This window comes from Pseudarthrobacter sp. W1I19, from assembly GCF_030817835.1.
In the GTDB taxonomy this organism is placed as follows: Bacteria; Actinomycetota; Actinomycetes; order Actinomycetales; family Micrococcaceae; genus Arthrobacter.
In genome coordinates this window covers 106,605-123,732 of sequence record NZ_JAUSZR010000001.1, presented here as the reverse complement: position 1 = coordinate 123,732, position 17,128 = coordinate 106,605, and the positions used below count along the sequence as shown (strand labels likewise).

The 17,128-nt window shown below is 66.0% G+C and carries 19 protein-coding genes and 1 riboswitch; of the genes, 10 read left to right on the top strand and 9 right to left on the bottom strand.

Annotation, left to right across the window (positions count from 1 at the left end; all coding sequences use genetic code 11):
- The first annotated feature begins 130 nt into the window (after nucleotides 1-130).
- Nucleotides 131-958: a hypothetical protein gene (locus tag QF038_RS00545; RefSeq protein ID WP_307607704.1), complete on the top strand. Its 828-nt coding sequence runs from the start codon at nucleotides 131-133 to the stop codon at nucleotides 956-958.
- Between the two features lie 74 nt (nucleotides 959-1,032).
- Here the strand turns inward: QF038_RS00545 and QF038_RS00540 are convergent, their stop codons facing one another.
- From QF038_RS00540 to QF038_RS00530, 3 genes are read right to left on the bottom strand one after another with little or no spacing between them, the layout of a single operon-like run.
- On the bottom strand, nucleotides 1,033-1,833 hold the full coding sequence (locus tag QF038_RS00540) for an energy-coupling factor transporter transmembrane protein EcfT (RefSeq protein WP_307607703.1): 801 nt from the start codon (nucleotides 1,831-1,833) through the stop codon (nucleotides 1,033-1,035).
- Nucleotides 1,830-3,383, bottom strand: coding sequence for an ABC transporter ATP-binding protein (locus QF038_RS00535; RefSeq protein WP_307607701.1), 1,554 nt, complete (start codon nucleotides 3,381-3,383; stop codon nucleotides 1,830-1,832). Before QF038_RS00535 ends, QF038_RS00540 begins: the two co-directional genes overlap by 4 nt.
- Complete coding sequence (locus QF038_RS00530; RefSeq protein ID WP_307607699.1) at nucleotides 3,383-4,006, bottom strand: ECF transporter S component; 624 nt, start codon at nucleotides 4,004-4,006, stop codon at nucleotides 3,383-3,385. Before QF038_RS00530 ends, QF038_RS00535 begins: the two co-directional genes overlap by 1 nt.
- A 59-nt stretch (nucleotides 4,007-4,065) precedes the next feature.
- A riboswitch (TPP riboswitch) is annotated at nucleotides 4,066-4,206 on the bottom strand.
- Between the two features lie 73 nt (nucleotides 4,207-4,279).
- On the opposite strand from QF038_RS00530, the gene QF038_RS00525 reads away from it, so the two are divergent.
- The 7 genes from QF038_RS00525 to QF038_RS00495 all read left to right on the top strand — a co-directional run bounded on the left by QF038_RS00525 (nucleotide 4,280) and on the right by QF038_RS00495 (nucleotide 8,427).
- Nucleotides 4,280-4,822, top strand: a complete 543-nt coding sequence (locus QF038_RS00525; protein WP_307607697.1) for a heme-degrading domain-containing protein — start codon at nucleotides 4,280-4,282, stop codon at nucleotides 4,820-4,822.
- A gap of 42 nt (nucleotides 4,823-4,864) precedes the next feature.
- Nucleotides 4,865-5,074, top strand: a complete 210-nt coding sequence (locus QF038_RS00520; RefSeq protein ID WP_307607695.1) for a hypothetical protein — start codon at nucleotides 4,865-4,867, stop codon at nucleotides 5,072-5,074.
- Between the two features lie 80 nt (nucleotides 5,075-5,154).
- The gene (locus tag QF038_RS00515; RefSeq protein WP_307607692.1) at nucleotides 5,155-5,667 is read left to right on the top strand and encodes a DUF4383 domain-containing protein; all 513 of its coding nucleotides are present in this window, start codon (nucleotides 5,155-5,157) and stop codon (nucleotides 5,665-5,667) included.
- A 57-nt stretch (nucleotides 5,668-5,724) separates the two neighbouring features.
- Entirely contained in the window at nucleotides 5,725-6,780 is a 1,056-nt protein-coding gene (locus QF038_RS00510; RefSeq protein WP_307607690.1) for an iron-containing redox enzyme family protein, read from the top strand.
- Nucleotides 6,777-7,856 (top strand): glycosyltransferase family 2 protein, encoded by a 1,080-nt coding sequence (locus QF038_RS00505; protein WP_307607688.1) that lies wholly within the window; start codon nucleotides 6,777-6,779, stop codon nucleotides 7,854-7,856. Before QF038_RS00510 ends, QF038_RS00505 begins: the two co-directional genes overlap by 4 nt.
- Nucleotides 7,853-8,068 (top strand): CDGSH iron-sulfur domain-containing protein, encoded by a 216-nt coding sequence (locus QF038_RS00500; protein WP_307607686.1) that lies wholly within the window; start codon nucleotides 7,853-7,855, stop codon nucleotides 8,066-8,068. Before QF038_RS00505 ends, QF038_RS00500 begins: the two co-directional genes overlap by 4 nt.
- 95 nt (nucleotides 8,069-8,163) lie before the next feature.
- The gene (locus QF038_RS00495) at nucleotides 8,164-8,427 is read left to right on the top strand and encodes a DUF4235 domain-containing protein (protein ID WP_091421849.1); all 264 of its coding nucleotides are present in this window, start codon (nucleotides 8,164-8,166) and stop codon (nucleotides 8,425-8,427) included.
- A 15-nt stretch (nucleotides 8,428-8,442) separates the two neighbouring features.
- On the opposite strand, the gene mnhG is transcribed toward QF038_RS00495, so the two are convergent.
- The 6 genes from mnhG to QF038_RS00465 are packed head-to-tail and all read right to left on the bottom strand — an operon-like array spanning nucleotide 8,443 to nucleotide 14,922.
- The gene (mnhG, locus tag QF038_RS00490) at nucleotides 8,443-8,853 is read right to left on the bottom strand and encodes a monovalent cation/H(+) antiporter subunit G (protein WP_307607683.1); all 411 of its coding nucleotides are present in this window, start codon (nucleotides 8,851-8,853) and stop codon (nucleotides 8,443-8,445) included.
- Nucleotides 8,843-9,121 carry a monovalent cation/H+ antiporter complex subunit F gene (locus QF038_RS00485; protein ID WP_307607681.1) on the bottom strand — a complete coding sequence of 93 codons (279 nt, stop codon included), beginning with the start codon at nucleotides 9,119-9,121 and terminating at the stop codon, nucleotides 8,843-8,845. The genes mnhG and QF038_RS00485 overlap by 11 nt, the downstream gene beginning before the upstream one ends.
- Nucleotides 9,118-9,663, bottom strand: coding sequence for a Na+/H+ antiporter subunit E (locus tag QF038_RS00480; RefSeq protein ID WP_307607679.1), 546 nt, complete (start codon nucleotides 9,661-9,663; stop codon nucleotides 9,118-9,120). The genes QF038_RS00485 and QF038_RS00480 overlap by 4 nt, the downstream gene beginning before the upstream one ends.
- Complete coding sequence (locus tag QF038_RS00475; protein ID WP_307607677.1) at nucleotides 9,660-11,264, bottom strand: Na+/H+ antiporter subunit D; 1,605 nt, start codon at nucleotides 11,262-11,264, stop codon at nucleotides 9,660-9,662. The genes QF038_RS00480 and QF038_RS00475 overlap by 4 nt, the downstream gene beginning before the upstream one ends.
- Nucleotides 11,261-11,782 carry a Na(+)/H(+) antiporter subunit C gene (locus QF038_RS00470; RefSeq protein WP_307607675.1) on the bottom strand — a complete coding sequence of 174 codons (522 nt, stop codon included), beginning with the start codon at nucleotides 11,780-11,782 and terminating at the stop codon, nucleotides 11,261-11,263. The genes QF038_RS00475 and QF038_RS00470 overlap by 4 nt, the downstream gene beginning before the upstream one ends.
- On the bottom strand, nucleotides 11,779-14,922 hold the full coding sequence (locus QF038_RS00465) for a Na+/H+ antiporter subunit A (protein WP_307607673.1): 3,144 nt from the start codon (nucleotides 14,920-14,922) through the stop codon (nucleotides 11,779-11,781). The genes QF038_RS00470 and QF038_RS00465 overlap by 4 nt, the downstream gene beginning before the upstream one ends.
- 196 nt (nucleotides 14,923-15,118) lie before the next feature.
- Here QF038_RS00465 and QF038_RS00460 point away from each other — a divergent pair, with 196 nt between their 5' ends.
- A complete protein-coding gene (locus QF038_RS00460; protein ID WP_307607671.1) occupies nucleotides 15,119-16,522 on the top strand; it encodes an MFS transporter in 1,404 nt (467 codons plus the stop codon).
- Between the two features lie 119 nt (nucleotides 16,523-16,641).
- Nucleotides 16,642-17,124 carry a cation:proton antiporter regulatory subunit gene (locus tag QF038_RS00455; protein ID WP_091421830.1) on the top strand — a complete coding sequence of 161 codons (483 nt, stop codon included), beginning with the start codon at nucleotides 16,642-16,644 and terminating at the stop codon, nucleotides 17,122-17,124.
- Nucleotides 17,125-17,128: the final 4 nt, after the last annotated feature.

Below are 17,128 nucleotides of genomic sequence, written 5' to 3'. Positions count from 1 at the left end.
ACTCTGGAAGGTTTGGAGAACGTTTACCCGCTACATGCGATAGAAATCGGGTGACAACAAATTCTTGACCCTGCTCGCCGCAACGAGGACACTGGGAAGATCTCTCCCCTCAGCACCCATGGAGGTTGCCATGCTGCGGACATTACCACGCACGCGAGGGGTGGCCGCATGGGCTGCTCTGCTGCTGGCCATGCTCCTGATCCCTGCTTGCCCGGCGTCCGCAGCGCCGTCCCCCGGCGAGGGAACCCAGTCGCTCCTTGCCAATGACGTGTCCTGGCCCCAGTGCGGCAAGGACCTTCCCAAGGGCCAGGCGTTCGGGATCGTGGGTGTCAACAACGGCCTGGCGAACACCACCAACCCTTGCCTGACGGAACAGCTTAAGTGGGCCGCGACATCGTCCGGCGGCACCGCCCAGCCTAAGGTTTCCCTGTACGTCAACACCGCCAACCCGGGCAGTGCCGGCTCGTGGTGGCCCAGCAGCGACGAGTATCCCGCCGGGACCCCCGTCCGTAACCCCTACGGGCCATGCAAGCAGCAGGACTACGGCAAAGCATGTGCCTACATGTACGGCTATGCCAAGGCGTGGGATGACGCCTACATCCGCGGCATCAGCAACCCCGCCGGCTATGTCTGGTGGCTGGACGTGGAAACCGGAAACAGCTGGTCCACTTCGGACAAGGACGCCAACCGTGCAGTCCTGGAGGGCATGACGGCGTTCTTCCGCAGCATCAACGCCCAGGGAGTAGGCATCTATTCGACAGGCTCCCAATGGAGCCAGATCGTGGGAACCGTCAGCAGCTCGAGCAACCTGTACTCACTGCCCAGCTGGCTGGCCGGGGCACGCACCGTGACCGGGGCCAAGGGCAACTGCTCCAACCCGCCGCTGACTGCCGGCGGCAAAGTCAGCCTCACGCAGTTCGTGTCCCGCGGGTTTGACTACGACTACTCCTGCTTCTGAGATTCATCCCAAAGCCCCCACAACCTCAGGCCGGCCGCCTGCGCTGACACACAAAAGTCAGGCCAGACCCCGCGTCAACTTCCCAGCCACACCATATTCCAGGTTCCTGCCCAGAGGGCAGCTGCAAAGGCTGCACCGGCCATCAGCACCCCGGCGCCCAGCACCCAGGCATCCAACCAGCTGTATGTAGACTCGCGCGCCCACGTCCGGGTTCCGCCACCGAAGCCGCGCGCCTCCATGGTCACGGCCAGGCGCGACGCACGCCGGATCGCCTGGACCAAGAGTCCGAAGCTCTGCCCCAGCGTCGCCTTCACCCGCTGCAGCACGTTGCCCCGCGAGCCTACTCCGCGCGCGCGGCGGGCCATGCCGATGGTCTGCCACTCATCAGCCAGCAGTCCCACCAGGCGCATGGCTGCCAACGTTCCCAGCACGAACCGGTGCGGGAGCCGCGCCTTTTGCGCCAGCGCGTCGGCCAGGTCGGTGGGGTCGGTACAGCTCATCAGCAGCACCGCAGGCAGCGCAATCGCCAGCCCGCGCAGCATAAAACCGGCCCCCAGCTCCAGCGATCCTTCACTCATGGTCCAGAGGCCGACGTCGATCAGCGTCTTTCCGCTGTCCGGCGCCAGGATGGAGGTGCTCCAGCCGCCCACGGCGGCGGCGATGATCAACGGCCAGCCGCGCTGCCAGAGCAGCGTGAGAGTCAGCCCGGCCAGCGGGAACAACATGAGCTCAAAGACGAGCGCCACCGAGGCGGATACCCAGTCAATGGAGAGTGCCAGTACCGCGGTCACCAGGAACACAGCAGCGAACTTGCTCAGCGGGTTGGCTCGGACCAGCAGGGCGCGGTTTGCCTGCAGGGTCATTTCCTGCCTCATGATGCAGCCGCCCGCGCCGCAGCCATCCGCAGCTCCGTCCCGCCCAGGGCTGCCGTGAACTCGGCATCATGGGTCACCGACACCACTGCAGTGCCGGCATCGAGGAGTTCGGACAGGAACGAGGCCAGCTCGGCCCAGGTGTTGGCATCCTGGCCGAACGTGGGTTCGTCCAGGACAAGGACCTGGGGATGCGCGGCCAGGACCGTGGCCACCGAGAGCCGCCGCTTTTCCCCGCCCGACAACGTATAGGGGTTGGCGTTAACGAGCTCCGTCAGCCGCAACCGCTCCAGCAGCTCGTCCACGCGCTCTTCCCCGTGGCCAAGATGACGCGGGCCGAAGAGGAGTTCGTCGAGCACTTTCCCCGTGACGAACTGGTGCTCCGGCTCCTGGAATACGGTCCCCACGCGTTCGATCAGCTGCTCCGCCTTCCACCGGTAAGGATCAATCCCGGCGCCCCGGCTCAGCGCCAGGGTGGCGGAGACCTTGCCGGCAACCGGCTCCAAAAGACCGGCAAGAGTCAGGGCAAAAGTCGATTTTCCTGCCCCGTTGGGACCCGTGATGGCGAGCGCCTGCCCGGCGCGGACCTGCGCGGAGATGCCCTGCTGCACGGGCACCGGGGGCAGCTTCCGGAACCCTTGTCGACGGGCACGGCCCCGCGAAACCGCCAGTTCCTCCGCGGCGAGGAGGAGATCACCGGTCCCGGGAACCGGGCTCTCCGTGCGCTGCCTGGTTTCCGGAACGTAACCCGGCACCCAAACTCCTGCGGAGATAAGCATGCTCCTGGCCTCGCTGAGCACCCGGTCCGGCGGCCCGTCCAGAAGTACGGCGGACTCCGTGGACGAACCGGGCTGCAGCACCACGATCCGGTCCACCAGGTCCTTCCACACGGACACCCGGTGCTCCACCACCACCAGGGTTGCCCCGGTTTTCTTCAGGCAGCGCGCCACGGCGTCGCGGACCTCCAGCACCCCGGCAGGGTCCAGGTTGGCTGTCGGCTCGTCGAGGAGGATCAACCCCGGCCGCATGGCAAGGATGCCCGCGAGCGCCAGCCGCTGCTTCTGCCCGCCGGACAGGGCCGACGTCGGGTGGTCCAGCGGCAGGTGGGACAGGCCGACGTCGTCCAGCGCCTCGTGAACACGAGTCCAAATTTTGTCGCGAGGTACGGCGAGGTTCTCGGCGCCAAAGGCGACGTCGTCACCCACCCGGGAGAGGACCACCTGCGTCTCCGGGTCCTGCTGCATCAGGCCGGCACGGCCGCGCTGCTCCCGGGGAGAGGCCCTGTCAACCAGCAGCGAACCGGACTCGTCGGATTCGCCTGCCTCGCCGTCGTCGTTAACATCGCCCAGGACTCCCGCCAAGGCATGGAGGAGGGTGGACTTGCCCGCGCCGGAGGGGCCGAGGAGGAGCACGCGCTCCCCTGGCTGGATGTCCAGGTCAAGGGCACGGACCGCAGGCTTGGCACGTCCGGCATGCCGCCAGCCCCAACCGCGGGCGCTGATGGCAGCCGGACGCACCGCAGCCGACGCCCGGTGATGGGAGGGAGCTGTCATCAGGAGAAGACTGGCTCCGTTGCTGCCTTCCGCGAGGCAAACGAGCCCAGGACTCCGGTCTTCGCCAGGCCGCGCGTGGCGATCCAGGACAGCGCACCGGCGATAACCGCTCCGGAAATGGCTGTGAAGATGATGTAGGCCAGCTTGTCGCCGCCGGAGTAGGCGATGTTCCAGCCCCACGGGGCGAAGGAGTCGTTCAGGCCGCAGAACAGGCCGGCGCCGGCACCGGCCAGCAGCGATACCGGCAGGTTGAACTTCCTGTACACGAAGATGGCGAAGATGATCTCTGCGCCCAGGCCCTGGACAAAGCCCGAGAACAGAACTGAGGCACCGTACTGCGACCCCATGAGGAGCTCGCCGGTGGCTGCGACGGTTTCGCAGAACAGCGCGGCGCCCGGCTTGCGGATGATGAGCATGCCCAGCACGGCGGGGATCATCCAGCCGCCGGCGATCAGGCCGGTCAGGGGCGGGTAGACGGCGTTCATGGGAGCTGAGACTGCGGCGGATCCCTGGGACCACGCCCAGAAAATGACGCCGCCCGCGACGGCGATCAAGGCCGCCACCACGATGTCCACGACGCGCCAAGACTTGCTGGTGGTCTTCTTTACTGCTGTTGTTGCCATGTGATCCTCCTGAGGAACAGGAGGGGAAAGCGCGGCAAGGGCACTGACTGCCGTTGCCGGACTTCGAGAACTCGACTCCCTTGCGCCGGTACTAACCGGATCAGGTTCGAGGGTCTGCGGCTGTCCGCACTCTCAGCGCCCACCTGCGGATCCTGGCATGGCCAGTGATGCCCGACGGCGGCGCTCCCCTGTCGTTGAATGATTCTGTAGGTAGATAAATTGCCCTGCTGGGCGTGGTCCAGTTTACACCGGCGGAGGGGTAGATTGTGGGCCATGACCGCCAATTTGCCGGATGTGACCGAGTTCGATCCCGATTCCGATGACACCCAGCCTGAAGGCTCCCTGCAGGCCCTCATCGCGCGGATTGAGGGAGAAATCCGCGAGCTCCAGTTCCCCCGGTTTTCCATCGACGACGCACTGAACCTTGGACTGCTGCTGGTGGAACTTGGCAAGGAGGACCAACTCCCCATCGCCATCGACATCACCAAGGGTGACCAGGTCCTGTTCCATGTAGCCCTGCCCGGAGCCACCCCGGACAACGAGCACTGGATCCGGGCCAAGCAGCGCACCGCCGCCCGCTACGAAGTGCCGTCCCTGCTGGTGGGGCTGCGCGGACGGCTCCGCGGCGGCAGGATCGAGGACCACGCCTGGTTCGACCAGAGCCGGTACGCGGCCCACGGGGGCTCCTTTCCGGTGTATGTCGCAGGGGTGGGCGCTGTGGCCACCGTGACTGTTTCGGGGCTTCCCCAGGTGCAGGACCACAACCTGGTGGTCCGGGCCCTGCGCGAAGTTCTTGGTTCCATGGGCGCTGACTAACGCCGTCCAGGCGGCAAAGTTTCGGCGGCGGGGAGGGGCATCGTGAGCAGTCCGTTGGGGGAAAACCAAGTGCGGGCTGCGGTGGACAAGGCAGAGGACGAGATGATCTACATTGGCCCCGACCATCCCTACTATCCCCTGCTCGCAGAACTTGTGGCCGCCGTCGGGAAGGCCTGGCAGCAGGGGTATGAACAGGGCCGCCACGGTGGGCACCACGCCAACCCTTACGCCTGGAACAGCCCAGAGGAGTGAACTCCGGGTAGAAAGCGTGCTTAGCTTTTATTAGTAATCATGCTTACTATGTTGTTCCCGGCTTTTGAGGAGTACAGCATATGGCGGTCAGCACCCGCGCCACCGAAGCGAGGACGGGCCTGCAGAAGGCCACACTTGCCACGGGCATCGTCTTCCTGCTGCTGGGGATTTTGGGATTCATTCCGGGCATTACCGCCAATTTCGATTCCCTGGGCCTCGCCGGACCCGGCTCTAAAGCAGAGCTGTTCGGCATTTTCCGAGTGTCAGTGCTGCATAATGCCGTCCACCTCGCATCCGGTATCGCGGCCCTGGTGATGGCCGGGACGCACCGGCAGGGGCGGAACTTCCTCATTTACGGGGGCGTCGCCTACCTCTTCCTTTGGCTGTACGGCCTGCTGATGGGCGATGACCTGCCGGCCAACTTCCTTCCCGAAAACAATGCGGACAACTGGCTGCACCTGGCATTGGGGCTGGCCATGATCGCCCTTGCCGTCCTGCTGTCGCCAAAGACCGTTCCCGCCACAAAGACCTTTCCCGCCAGCCCGGCCATGGACCGCCCGGTGCTGGACGCGGACGAGCACGACCAGACCTGAACGCCCACCGAACCCGCTGTCGAAGACGCAGCAGCGCCGCCCACCCAAAGGAGCACCATGAAGATCCCCGAACCTCGAGGTCCCATCACCAGAGCCCTCTTTCGGGCCCTCACCTGCACGCTCGGCAGTGGCGAGGGTGCCGCCGCCGTCGAGGAACTGCGCCTGCTGGCCGCACCCGAAGTGGCAGCTTCCACTGACATCATTGGTGACGACGACGTCCAACTGGCCCTCTTCTGCCTCTACGAGCTGCACTACTCGGGGCTGGAAGGGATCAGTGACGAGTGGGAGTGGGAACCCGGGCTGATCCGGGTGCGCCGCCTCATGGAGCGGCCGTTTGAGGCGGCGCTCCGTTCCGCCGCCTCCGCCGCCGGAGAGATCACCCTTCCGCCCGCCGCGGAGCTCACCAGCGACGCCGTGGCGGACATCCTGTTCGGCCTCGCTGCCAGCGACACCGGGCCCAGCGTCTCACGCTTCGTGGCCAAAAAGGCGACGCTGGACCAGCTCCAGGAGTTCCTGGTCCACAAGTCCATCTACCAGCTCAAGGAAGCGGACCCGCACACCTGGGCCATCCCCCGCCTCACCGGCAGGGCCAAGGCTGCCCTCGTGGAAATCCAGGCCGACGAGTACGGCGGCGGACGCGCCGAACGGATGCACAGCGCACTGTTCGCCCGCACCATGCGCGGGTTGGGTATGGACGACCAGTACGGCGCATACGTCGACGCTGTCCCCGCCGTCTCCCTCGCCGCGGTGAACATGATGTCCCTCTTCGGGCTGAACCGCCGGCTCCGCGGGGCCATCACCGGTCACCTGGCCCTCTACGAGATGACCTCCTCCCAACCCAACCGGCTGTATGGCAACGGCTTCCGGCGGCACGGCTTCGACGCGGATGTGACCCACTACTTCGATGAGCACGTGGAAGCCGACGCCGTCCACGAGCAGATCGCCGGGCGCGACCTCGCAGGCGGCCTGGTGGAAGCTGAGCCCGGGCTGCTCGCGGACGTCCTGTTCGGGGCGACGGCGGCCATGGCCATCGACGGCAGGCTTTCCACGCACCTCCTGGCCAGCTGGGAAAATGGAGTGACCTCGCTGAGGGCCGTATCGGCGGCAGCATGAGCACCCCGTCCGTCGAGCCGTCCGCGGAGTACATCCTGCCACTGCGGTGGACTGCCGAGTCGGAACGGGATTCGGAGCTGCAGGACCTTGCGGCCTACCTCGAGCGGCTTCTTCGGTGGATCCCGGTCACCGTGGTGGACGGCTCCGCCCCTGGCCTGTTCGAGCGGCACCGGGCCGCCTTTCCGCCCGGAGTGCGCCACATCCGTCCCGAGCCCGCAAGCGACAGCGCCGGCGGTAGCGGTAACAGCGCGGCCGGTAACGGCAAGGTGGCCGGCGTTATGACTGGCGTGCGCGCCTCCTCGGCGGAACTGCTGGTGATAGCCGACGACGACGTTCGCTACACACGCGAGTCGCTCGCCGCCGTCGTCCGTCACCTCAGCTCGGCGGACATTGTGCGGCCGCAGAACTACTTTGATCCGCTGCCGTGGCATGCCTGGTGCGATACGGCGCGGACCCTGATCAACCGGGCCTGGTCGGCGGACTACCCCGGCACCCTGGCGGTTCGCAAGAGCGCGCTGCTGGCTACCGGCGGCTACGATCCGGTGCTGTTCGAGAACCTTGAGCTGATCCGCACCGTCAAAGCCGCCGGCGGCCGGGAAAGGATTGTCCCTGATCTGATGGTTCCCCGCAGGCCGCCGAAGTTCCGGCACTTCCTCAAGCAGCGCACACGCCAGGCCTACGACGACTTCGCCCAGCCGCGGCGCCTCGCCGTCGAACTTTCCCTGCTCCCGGTGATCGCCTGCGCTGCCCGCCTTCCCGCCGGCCGCCGTCGGGCCGCCCTCCTGGCACTGGCCGCCGCCCCGGTCCTCATCGCCGAGACGGGACGACGGCGGCATTCCGGCAGGGCAGTTTTCCCCTTCCCGGCCACATTGTTCGCTCCGCTGTGGGTCCTGGAACGGGCCGCCTGCATCTGGATAGCCCTTGGGTTCAGGCTCGCCGGCGGTGTGCCTTACGCCGGGGCGCGGCTCAAGACCGCAGCCCACTCGGAAGCCGAACTTCGGCGCCGGCACCGCGGCAAGCTGGGGTCCCACTACCACTATTTGAAGCCCGCCAACGTACCCAAGGAGCAGCCATGAACCAGGAACCCGCCGAAAGCTCGATCGTGGTGTGCCCCGACGGCCCGCTTATTGTTCGGGGCGACTTCGAAATCGTGACGCCGTCCGGAGCCCCCGTCCCGCGGCAGCGCCAGACCGTGGCGCTGTGCCGGTGCGGCGCCTCAGCGATCAAGCCTTACTGCGATGGAACCCACAAAATGATCAAGTTCCGGACGGAACCACCAGTCAACTGACGCACCCGGACTCCGCCGCCGTCGCTGTGCCGTTGCCGCAGAATGGGCGGTTAGGCTGGGTACAGTCCGTTTTCCGCCCGCAAGGAGTACACCGAATGAATCTCTTCATCAAGCTGCTCGGTACAGGCATAAGCCTTGGCGCCGGCTTCGTCGGGACCAAGCTGGTCAATACCATCTGGGAAAAGTCCACCGGCCGGAAGCCGCCCACCGGCAAGGACGAGGACATCCCCACCAGCCTGCAGTCCGCGCTGACGTTCGCGCTGATCTCGGCCTCGGTGAGCACCATCATCCAGGTCCTGGCCAACCGCGGCACCCAGCGCGCCATCACCCGGTTTGCCAAGAGCCAGGACATTGTCTAGCCGTTCTGAAGTTTCTTACCTCACCTGGCCGTCGCCGGAACCGTCCTCGCGGGCGGTTTTGGCGGCGGCTTTCTGCACTACGGCCTCCAGTTCATCCGCCGTCAGCAGTTCGCGATGCAGGTGCTTAGTGCGGTAGCCGGCCCGGCCCACCATGTGGGCGGATACCGGCACGGTCAGCAGCTGGAAGATCCAGGCCACCACCAGTACCGGCCACACCCACCAGGAGCGCATCTGCAGCCCGATCGCGGCCAGCAGCAGGAACAGGCCCAGGACCTGCGGCTTGGTGGCGGCGTGCATGCGGCTGAGCAGGTCCGGGAACCGGAGCAGGCCGATCGCCGCTCCCAGCGACAGAACGGCACCGGCCACCATAAACACGGCGGACAACAGGTCGATCCAGAAATCCAGGCCATTAGCATCAGGACTCATTCGGCTGCTCCCTTCGGTCTGCCACGAACCGGGCAACGGTCACGGATCCGATGAACCCGATGATGGAGATGGACACCACCAGCATCAGGTTGTTCAGGTGCCGGTTCACGGCCATGTCAACGCACAGGGCCCCGCCCAGGATGGCGAGCAGGACGTCCGCCGCGAGCACCCGGTCCAGCAGCGACGGGCCGCGGGCGATCCTGATGATCGCGCCACCGGCGGCGAGCGAGAAGATGACGGCCGTAAGGACCAGGACGGTCTGCATCATGCGGCTGCCTCCGACCGCACGGTTTCAAGTTCTTCCCGGCTGCCCATGATCCGGATCAGCCCGGCTTCGATGGACCTGACCTCCTGGCGGAAATTCTCTACGTCCTCAACTGAGCTGATGTTCAGGGCGTGCAGGTACAAGGTGGAGGTTGACCGGTCCACCTCCACCACCAGCGAGCCCGGAATCAGCGATATGACGTGGCCGGTGGCGGTAACCAACAGATCCTGGTGGCTTCTCAGCGTCACCGCCACCAACGCGTTCTTGACCTGGGGCCCGCGCATCACCGCCAGGTACAGGACCTGGGCACTGGCAACCACCACCTTTGCCAGAAACATCAGCGCGAAGGGAACGGCGTGCAGGATGTTGAAGCGGCCGCTCAGCTCAACCGGCGGAAGGTAGAACAGCCTGGCCACTGCCACGGCCAGCAGGGCGCCGAACAGGAGGTTTCCGGGGCTGAAATCCTGCCATAGGGCGCCCCAGACGATCACCAGCCAGACCAGGAGCGGCAGTTCCTGGCGCAGCGAAATACGGCGGCGGCTCATTTTCCTCCTCCCGCCGTCAGGATCATAGGCACTACGGTGTCCTCGCCCAGGACTGCCTGGATGTAGGAAGACCTGTTGAGCATGTCGTGTGCCGCCTGGTCCGAAACCGTAAACAGCGGGCCCGCGAAGACCGTGAGTGCGACGCCGAGAACCACCAGTCCCAGCGTGGAACCCACCATGGTGCGGGGGAGGAGCGTTACGGTGTTCAGCTTGGCGCCCGGGCCGGCCACCCTCACCCCTGGCGCCGCCAGGAGAACGGGGTCCGGGTGCTCGGCGTCAGTGGGCTTGCGCCAGAAGGCGCGGTTCCACACCCTGGCGATGGCAAGCAATGTCAGGAGGCTGGTAACCACGCCGCCGATGACCAGGGCATAGGCGAGCGGTGTGCCCAACTCGATGCCCGCCTGCATCAGACCCACTTTTCCGAGGAACCCGGAGAACGGCGGGATGCCGGCCAAATTCATGGCGGGGACAAAGAAGAGCAGCGCCAGCAGGGGCGACAGTTTGGCCAGGCCGCCCAGGCGGTCCACGGACGAGCTGCCGCCGCGGCGTTCGATCAGGCCGGTCACCAGGAACAGGCTGGTCTGGATGGTGATGTGGTGGGCCACGTAGAAGACGGCCGCTCCCAATCCGGCGGTGGAGGACATGGCCAGGCCGAACACCATGTAGCCGATGTGGCTGACCAGCGTGAACGAGAGCAGACGTTTGATGTCGTTCTGCGCCAGCGCACCCAGGATTCCCACCACCATGGTCAGCAGCGCGGCCACCATCAGGGGTGTGTTGAGCGTGTCCCCCGGGAAGAGCAGGGTCTCCGTGCGCACCATTGCGTAGACACCCACTTTGGTCAGCAGGCCCGCGAACACGGCGGTGACCGGAGCCGGCGCCGTGGGGTAGGAGTCGGGCAGCCAGAAGGACAGCGGGAACACAGCCGCCTTGATGCCGAACGCCACCAGCAGCATGACGTGCAGGAGGGTTTTGGTGCCCTGGTCCAGCTCGCCGAGTTTGATGGCGAGATCCGCCATGTTGACCGTTCCGGTAGCCCCATAAACCATGGCAATGGAGATCAGGAACAGCACCGAGGACACTACGGACACCACCACGTAGGTTACACCGGCCCGGATGCGCGGCCCGGTCCCGCCCAGCGTCATCAGCACATAACTTGCCGTCAGCAGGATCTCAAAGCCCACGTACAGGTTGAACAGGTCTCCCGAGAGGAACGCGTTGGAAACGCCGGCCACCAGGATCAGGTACGTGGGGTGGAAGATCGAGACCGGTGCGTCGTGATCGCCGTCGGCCATGCCCTGCCCGGTGGCGTAAACCAGCACGGCGAGGCTCACTGCCGAGGAAACCACCAGCATCAGCGAGGAGAACTGGTCCACCACCATCACGATGCCCCACGGCGGCAGCCAGCCGCCGATGGTTACCGCGGCCGTGCCGCCGTCCCACACCGAGGCCAGCAGCAGGCACTCGAGCAGCAGGGTGAGGGACAGCAGGCCTATGCTGACGGCGCGCTGGGCGCGTGAGTGCCGGATCAGCAGGAAGGTCAGGGCGGCGCCCAGGATGGGAAGTACGACGGCGAGCGGGGCAAAGCTTGCGATGTTCACTTTCCGCCTCCTTCCGGGCCAAGGGCCACATTCGTGGAGCCGGGTTTTTCTTCTGCGGCTGCGTGTTCGGCGGGCATCTCGCGGCCGCCTGCCATGACCGTGGCCACCGGGAACTCGGACGTTTCGGCGGGGATCTCGGCGTCGTCCTCGGCGTCGAAGCTGGGCGTCTCCGCCACCCGACGGTCTTCCACGTCGTCCTGGATGTCATCCTGGCGCGCCAGGACCCAGGTGCGGTAGATGATGCCGAGCATAAAGGCCGTCACGGCAAACGAGATGACGATGGACGTCAGGATCAGCGCCTGCGGCAGGGGATCGTTGTAATCCTCCGGCGCCGTTTCCTTTGCATAAAAGGGTGCGACGCCGGCGTAGCCGCCGGTGGCCAGGATCAGCAGGTTGGTGGCGTTGGCCAGGAGCATCAGCCCCAGCAGCACGCGTGTCAGGCTGCGTTCCAGGATCAGGTAGATCCCGCAGGCGTACAGCGCACCCATCACGATCAGGAGGGTCAGGTTTACGCTCATGCTTGGCCCCTCGAGGTGGTTTCGGCGGGGAGGCCTTCGGGCTGCCGGCCATAGGCGCGGGCGTCGTCCAAAGCGGATACGGCGCCGGTAAAGTCCAGGCCGTCGTCGGCCATGCCATTGGCGGGAACGATCGGTACGGAAGCGTCCGCAGCGAAGTCCTGCTCGTCGTCGGCCATGTCGCTGGCGGGATCGGCGTGGCGCTGTTCGAAATGCTCGTCGATCTCGGCTCCAAGGCTCCGCAGGACGTCCAGCACCAGGCCCACCACCACGATGTACACGCCGATGTCGAAGATGGTGGAGGTGACGAACTTGATGTCGCCGAACACCGGCAGCCAAAGTTCGATAATGGCGGTCTGGAACACCTGGCCGCCCAGAAGCAGCGGCACCACACCGGAGGCAGCGGCCAGTGCCAGCCCGATCCCCAGCAGCGCACCGGCGCTGACGGGGGTGGCTTCACGGAGTTCGAAGCGCCCGCCGGCGAGGTAGCGGATGGTCAGGGCGAGGCCTGCGGTCAGGCCGCCCGCGAAACCGCCGCCGGGCAGGTTGTGGCCGGCGAGCAGGAGGTAAAGCGAGAAGATGATCATGGAGTGGAAGACCAGCCTGGTGACCACTTCGAAGATGATGGAGCGGCGTTCCGGGGCCAGGGTGCGGCCCGCCACGATCCAGGCGTCCCGGGCCGAGGCGGCGAACTTCCGGCTGACAGCCAGAGCTGCGGCGTCCCGGGTGCCGGGGTCGATTCCCCTGAGCCGGCCCACGGTGCCCTCGGCGACGGTGGCCGAGTTTTTGATCCGGTCGCCGCGGCCGCGGACGAAGATCAGGCTGGCCACGCCAGTGGCTGCCAGTGCCAGGACACTGATTTCGCCGAAGGTGTCCCAGGCGCGGATGTCCACCAGCGTCACGTTGACGATGTTCAGTCCGCCGCCGCCCTCATAGGCGAGGCGCGGGAACTCCAGCGACACCGGCGTCGCGATCCTTGCGCCCATGGCCTGGATCCCGGCGAAGACCATGGTGACGCCGAAACCCAGGCCGATAATCACGCGCACCACGCGGTACTTGCCGCCGGTGCGGTCGCGCAGCTCCGGGGGCAGGCTGCGCATCGCCAGGACAAAGGCCACCAGGATGATGGTCTCCACCAGCATTTGGGTCAGGGCCAGGTCCGGGGCGCCCTGCAGCGCAAACATCAGGGCGATGCCGTAGCCCGTGACCGAAACCATGAGCACTGCCAGGAACCGTTTGTTCGCTTTAACAGCGGCCAGGGCACCAATCACGATGCCCGCAGCCACCACCAGCTGGAGCGGGGAGCCTGGATCAATCAGGTAGATCCCTTCCGGCAGGGGCTTGCCCGCCAGCAGGATGGCCGAGAGCGGCAGCACAAAGGCGACGCTGAGGATGACTGCCAGGTAGTAGTACAGCGAACCGCGCTGGGTGCGGCCGGTGATCCACACCGCTACGTCATCCAGCGCACCGATCGTGAGCTGGTAGGCCTTGTCCGCGTCCACCCATGGCGGCACCAGCGACTGCGCCCGTGCGACGGCATTGCGGCCGAAGTACATGGCCAGGCCCAGCGCGAAGGTGAGGGCCGTCAGTCCCAGTGCCGGCGTGAAGCCATGCCACAGCGCGAGGTGGCCGGCCTGCTCTGCCGGGGTGCCGGCGTCGGCCGCGGTGGACGCGAACAGCCCAGCGTACGGCTGGATCCACGCATCAACGGGCACCGGCCAGAGGCCGTACGCGATGGTCAGGAGGCTGAGGATGGCGGGCGCTGCCAGGAATGAAGGGCTGATGGCCTTGAAAGGCGTGGGTTCCACGCCCTTCTTCGTAGCGAAGGCGCCCCACATAAAGCGGGCGCTGTACGCGAAGGTCAGGACGGATCCAAGAACCAGCCCGGCCAGGACCACCACGCCCCAAGCGCCGGCGTCGGGGTCACCGGCGTGGTGAACGAAGGCCTCCAGCACGGATTCCTTGGCCACAAAGCCGCCCAGGAGCGGAACACCGGCCATGGAGGCGGCACCGATGGCGGCCACGATGCCCAGTGCCCGCGAGGACCGGAAAACCCCGGAGAGCTTGGTGACGTCGCGGGTGCCCGATTGGTGGTCGATGATGCCCACCACCAGGAACAGGGTGGCTTTGAACAGGCCATGGGCCAGCAGCATCGCAAGGCCCGCCAGGGCCGCGTCCGGGGTGCCGAGCCCCACCACCATGGTGAGGAAACCGAGCTGGCTGACCGTGCCGTAGGCGAGGATGAGCTTGATATCGGTCTGGCGCAACGCCCGGTAGCCGCCCACCAGCATCGTCGCCAGTCCGAGGCCCAGCACCACCGGCTGCCAGAAGGACGTTTCGGCGAAGCCCGGGGCCAGCCGTGCCACGAGGTAGATGCCCGCTTTCACCATCGCGGCGGCGTGCAGGTAGGCGCTGACGGGCGTGGGGGCCGCCATGGCGCCGGGAAGCCAGAAGTGGAAGGGCACCAGCGCGGACTTGGTGATGGCACCCACCAGGATAAGGACGACGGCGGCACTCACCATTGCCGCCGAGGTCCCGTTCACCAGGTCCGGGGCCTGCCCGAGGATGGCCGAGATCCGGTAGGAGCCGGCAGCCTGTCCCAGCATGATGAGGCCCACCAGCATGGCAAGGCCGCCCGCGGTGGTGACCATCAGCGCCTGCAGCGCCGACCGCCGCGCCGCCAGCCTGGTGCGGGCGAACCCGATCAGGAGGTAGGACAGGATGGTGGTGAGTTCCCAGAAGATAAAGAGCAGCAGCAGATCGTCCGCCACCACCAGGCCGAACATGGCGCCGGCGAAAGCCAGGAGCTGGGCCCCAAAGCCGCCCAGGTCCTGGTCCTTTTCCTTGAAGTACCGTGCGCAGTACATCAGGACCAGCGAGCCTACGCCCAGCACCAGGAGGGACATCACCCAGGCAAGGGCGTCCATCCGGAAGGCAAACTCAAGCTGGAGGCCCGGGATCCACGGCACAACCTCGGACACCGCTCCCTCGGCCCCATAAACGGAAGCGTGCTGGAACAGGAGCCAGGCAAAGGATGCCGCGGGAACAGCGGCCAGGATGTAGAACGCGTTGCGGCCCCATGCCCTGAAGAGGAACGGCGCCAGCACAGCCACCGTAAAGTGCACGGCAAGGACTGTTATCACTGGTATCTCCGCGTTCGTCAGGGATTCGATTGTCAAAAGTTGGAGCAGGCGGTTCATACGTTAGGTTCGGGAGGGGCCAGTTTATCAAGGCTTCGGTACCCATTCCGCCGCCACTGCTGTATGCTCCGGCCACTTTTCCCGGTTTCACGGCCACAGCTCCGCCGTCTGTTCGCCACGGGCGGATACGATGCATCGTATGAACAGCGCCAGCGCTCCCGGGGCAACGCAGCCCTTCTCCGAGCTTGCATCGGGGAACAAGGCCACCAGCAAGGCCCGCATCCTGGCCTGGGCCTCCTGGGACTGGGGTTCGGCGGCTTTCAACGCTGTGATGACCACGTTCGTTTTCACTGTGTACCTGACCTCGAAGGCGTTTGGCGGTGAAGACCAGGCCTCGGCCGTCCTTGGTGGTGCGCTTGCCATTGCCGGTTTTGCGATTGCGCTGCTGGCTCCGGTCACCGGTCAGCGTTCGGATGCGGGTGGCCGCCGCAAGCTGTGGCTGGGAGTCAACACGGCTGCCGTGGCCATCCTCACTGCCCTGTGTTTCTTTGTGTTCCCCCGGCCCGAGTTCCTCCTGCTGGGGGTGACGCTTATCGCCCTGAGCAACGTGTTCTTCGAGTTCGCAGGCGTGAATTACAACGCCATGCTGGCCCAGATCTCCACTCCCCGGAACATCGGCAAGGTCAGCGGGCTGGGCTGGGGAGCCGGCTACCTGGGCGGGATCGTGGCGCTCCTGATCGTCCTGCAGCTGTTTGTCCAGCCGAGCTTCGAATGGTTCGGGGCCTCCACCCGGGACAGCCTGAACATCCGGCTTGTCGCAGTGTTCTCCGCCCTTTGGTTCTTTGTCTTCGCCCTGCCCGTCCTGTTCGCGGTTCCGGAGCTGCCCAAAACCCCGCAAGCCCAGCGGCTGGGGATCGTGGCCAGCTACGGGCTGTTGATCCGGCGGATCAAGGCGATCTACGCCACCAGCCCGCACACCATCTACTTCCTGCTGGCCAGCGCGGTGTTCCGGGACGGGCTGGCAGCTGTGTTCACATTCGGTGGCATCATCGCCGCCGGCACCTTCGGTTTCGAGCTGTCCCAGGTGATCTTCTTCGCCATCTTCGGGAATGTGGTGGCCGCCGTGGGAGCGATCATTGGCGGATTCCTGGACGACAAGGTGGGGCCGAAGGCCGTCATCCTGGGATCCCTGGTAGGGCTCTTAATTGCCGGGACCGTCATCCTGATGCTGGGCAACGGTGAATATTCCTTCTTCGGTATGCAATGGCGGGGGTCCACCACCTTCTGGATCTTCGGGCTCTTCCTGTGCCTCTTCGTGGGCCCGGCGCAGTCCTCGTCCCGCGCCTACCTGGCGCGACTTGCTCCGCACGGCGAGTCCGGTGAGCTCTTCGGGCTCTATGCCACCACCGGCCGGGCCGTGAGTTTCCTGGCACCCGCCCTCTTCACCCTCTGCATCACCGTGGCCACGCCGCTGGTGGCGCCGGGCGAAGCCCAGCGCTGGGGCATCCTGGGAATCATGGTGGTGCTCCTGGCCGGGCTCCTGGTCCTGCTGCCGGTGAAGTCACCGGACAAGGCGGCAATCGCCGTCGTTCCAGCCACCTGATGCCCCCACAATCCATGCCCCTGTCGTCAAATCCTGCCCTCGGCGGGGGCTGGAACGGGTTTCCTGCGGACTTGCCGGCGCCAGCACCACATCGGCCCCGGTCAGACTAGGCTGGAATCATGAACGTGGATGAGACGGACCTTCCGGGCCTCGGCCGGCGGAAGGATTTTATGACGGCTTCAGGGCGCCGGATCGGCGTTGTGGAGCTGCGGGAAGGCCAGACGGAACTCATCGTTTCCACCTGGGATGATCCCGACACCTGCCAGGCCTCAATTCCGTTGACCGGTGATGAAGCAGCAACCCTGGGCAACCTGCTCGGCGGGCAGCACCTGGCCATGAAGCTGACGGAAGAACACAAGGATGTTCCCGGCATCGTCACCCGGCAGTTTTCCATCGCGCCGGGCTCCCCGTTCCAGAACCAGCCCATGGGCAAAGCATGCATCCGTACCCGCTGCGGCGTTTCCATCGTGGCGATCATGCGTGAAGGTGAGGTGCTCCCGTCACCGGGACCCGACGTCGTGCTCCACACGGGTGATCTGCTTGTTGCTGTAGGCACGCAGGAAGGCCTCGATTCGGCGGCCGATATCCTCCGTAACGGATAGACGC

What these genes read in the sequence shown, in the direction of transcription:
- QF038_RS00545 (WP_307607704.1), top strand. Translation starts at nt 131, where the DNA reads ATGCTGCGGACATTACCACGCACGCGAGGGGTGGCCGCATGGGCTGCT.
- QF038_RS00540 (WP_307607703.1), bottom strand. Translation starts at nt 1,833, where the DNA reads ATGAGGCAGGAAATGACCCTGCAGGCAAACCGCGCCCTGCTGGTCCGA.
- QF038_RS00535 (WP_307607701.1), bottom strand. Translation starts at nt 3,383, where the DNA reads ATGACAGCTCCCTCCCATCACCGGGCGTCGGCTGCGGTGCGTCCGGCT.
- QF038_RS00530 (WP_307607699.1), bottom strand. Translation starts at nt 4,006, where the DNA reads ATGGCAACAACAGCAGTAAAGAAGACCACCAGCAAGTCTTGGCGCGTC.
- QF038_RS00525 (WP_307607697.1), top strand. Translation starts at nt 4,280, where the DNA reads ATGACCGCCAATTTGCCGGATGTGACCGAGTTCGATCCCGATTCCGAT.
- QF038_RS00515 (WP_307607692.1), top strand. Translation starts at nt 5,155, where the DNA reads ATGGCGGTCAGCACCCGCGCCACCGAAGCGAGGACGGGCCTGCAGAAG.
- QF038_RS00510 (WP_307607690.1), top strand. Translation starts at nt 5,725, where the DNA reads ATGAAGATCCCCGAACCTCGAGGTCCCATCACCAGAGCCCTCTTTCGG.
- QF038_RS00505 (WP_307607688.1), top strand. Translation starts at nt 6,777, where the DNA reads ATGAGCACCCCGTCCGTCGAGCCGTCCGCGGAGTACATCCTGCCACTG.
- QF038_RS00500 (WP_307607686.1), top strand. Translation starts at nt 7,853, where the DNA reads ATGAACCAGGAACCCGCCGAAAGCTCGATCGTGGTGTGCCCCGACGGC.
- QF038_RS00495 (WP_091421849.1), top strand. Translation starts at nt 8,164, where the DNA reads ATGAATCTCTTCATCAAGCTGCTCGGTACAGGCATAAGCCTTGGCGCC.
- mnhG (WP_307607683.1), bottom strand. Translation starts at nt 8,853, where the DNA reads ATGAGTCCTGATGCTAATGGCCTGGATTTCTGGATCGACCTGTTGTCC.
- QF038_RS00485 (WP_307607681.1), bottom strand. Translation starts at nt 9,121, where the DNA reads ATGATGCAGACCGTCCTGGTCCTTACGGCCGTCATCTTCTCGCTCGCC.
- QF038_RS00480 (WP_307607679.1), bottom strand. Translation starts at nt 9,663, where the DNA reads ATGAGCCGCCGCCGTATTTCGCTGCGCCAGGAACTGCCGCTCCTGGTC.
- QF038_RS00470 (WP_307607675.1), bottom strand. Translation starts at nt 11,782, where the DNA reads ATGAGCGTAAACCTGACCCTCCTGATCGTGATGGGTGCGCTGTACGCC.
- QF038_RS00460 (WP_307607671.1), top strand. Translation starts at nt 15,119, where the DNA reads ATGAACAGCGCCAGCGCTCCCGGGGCAACGCAGCCCTTCTCCGAGCTT.
- QF038_RS00455 (WP_091421830.1), top strand. Translation starts at nt 16,642, where the DNA reads ATGAACGTGGATGAGACGGACCTTCCGGGCCTCGGCCGGCGGAAGGAT.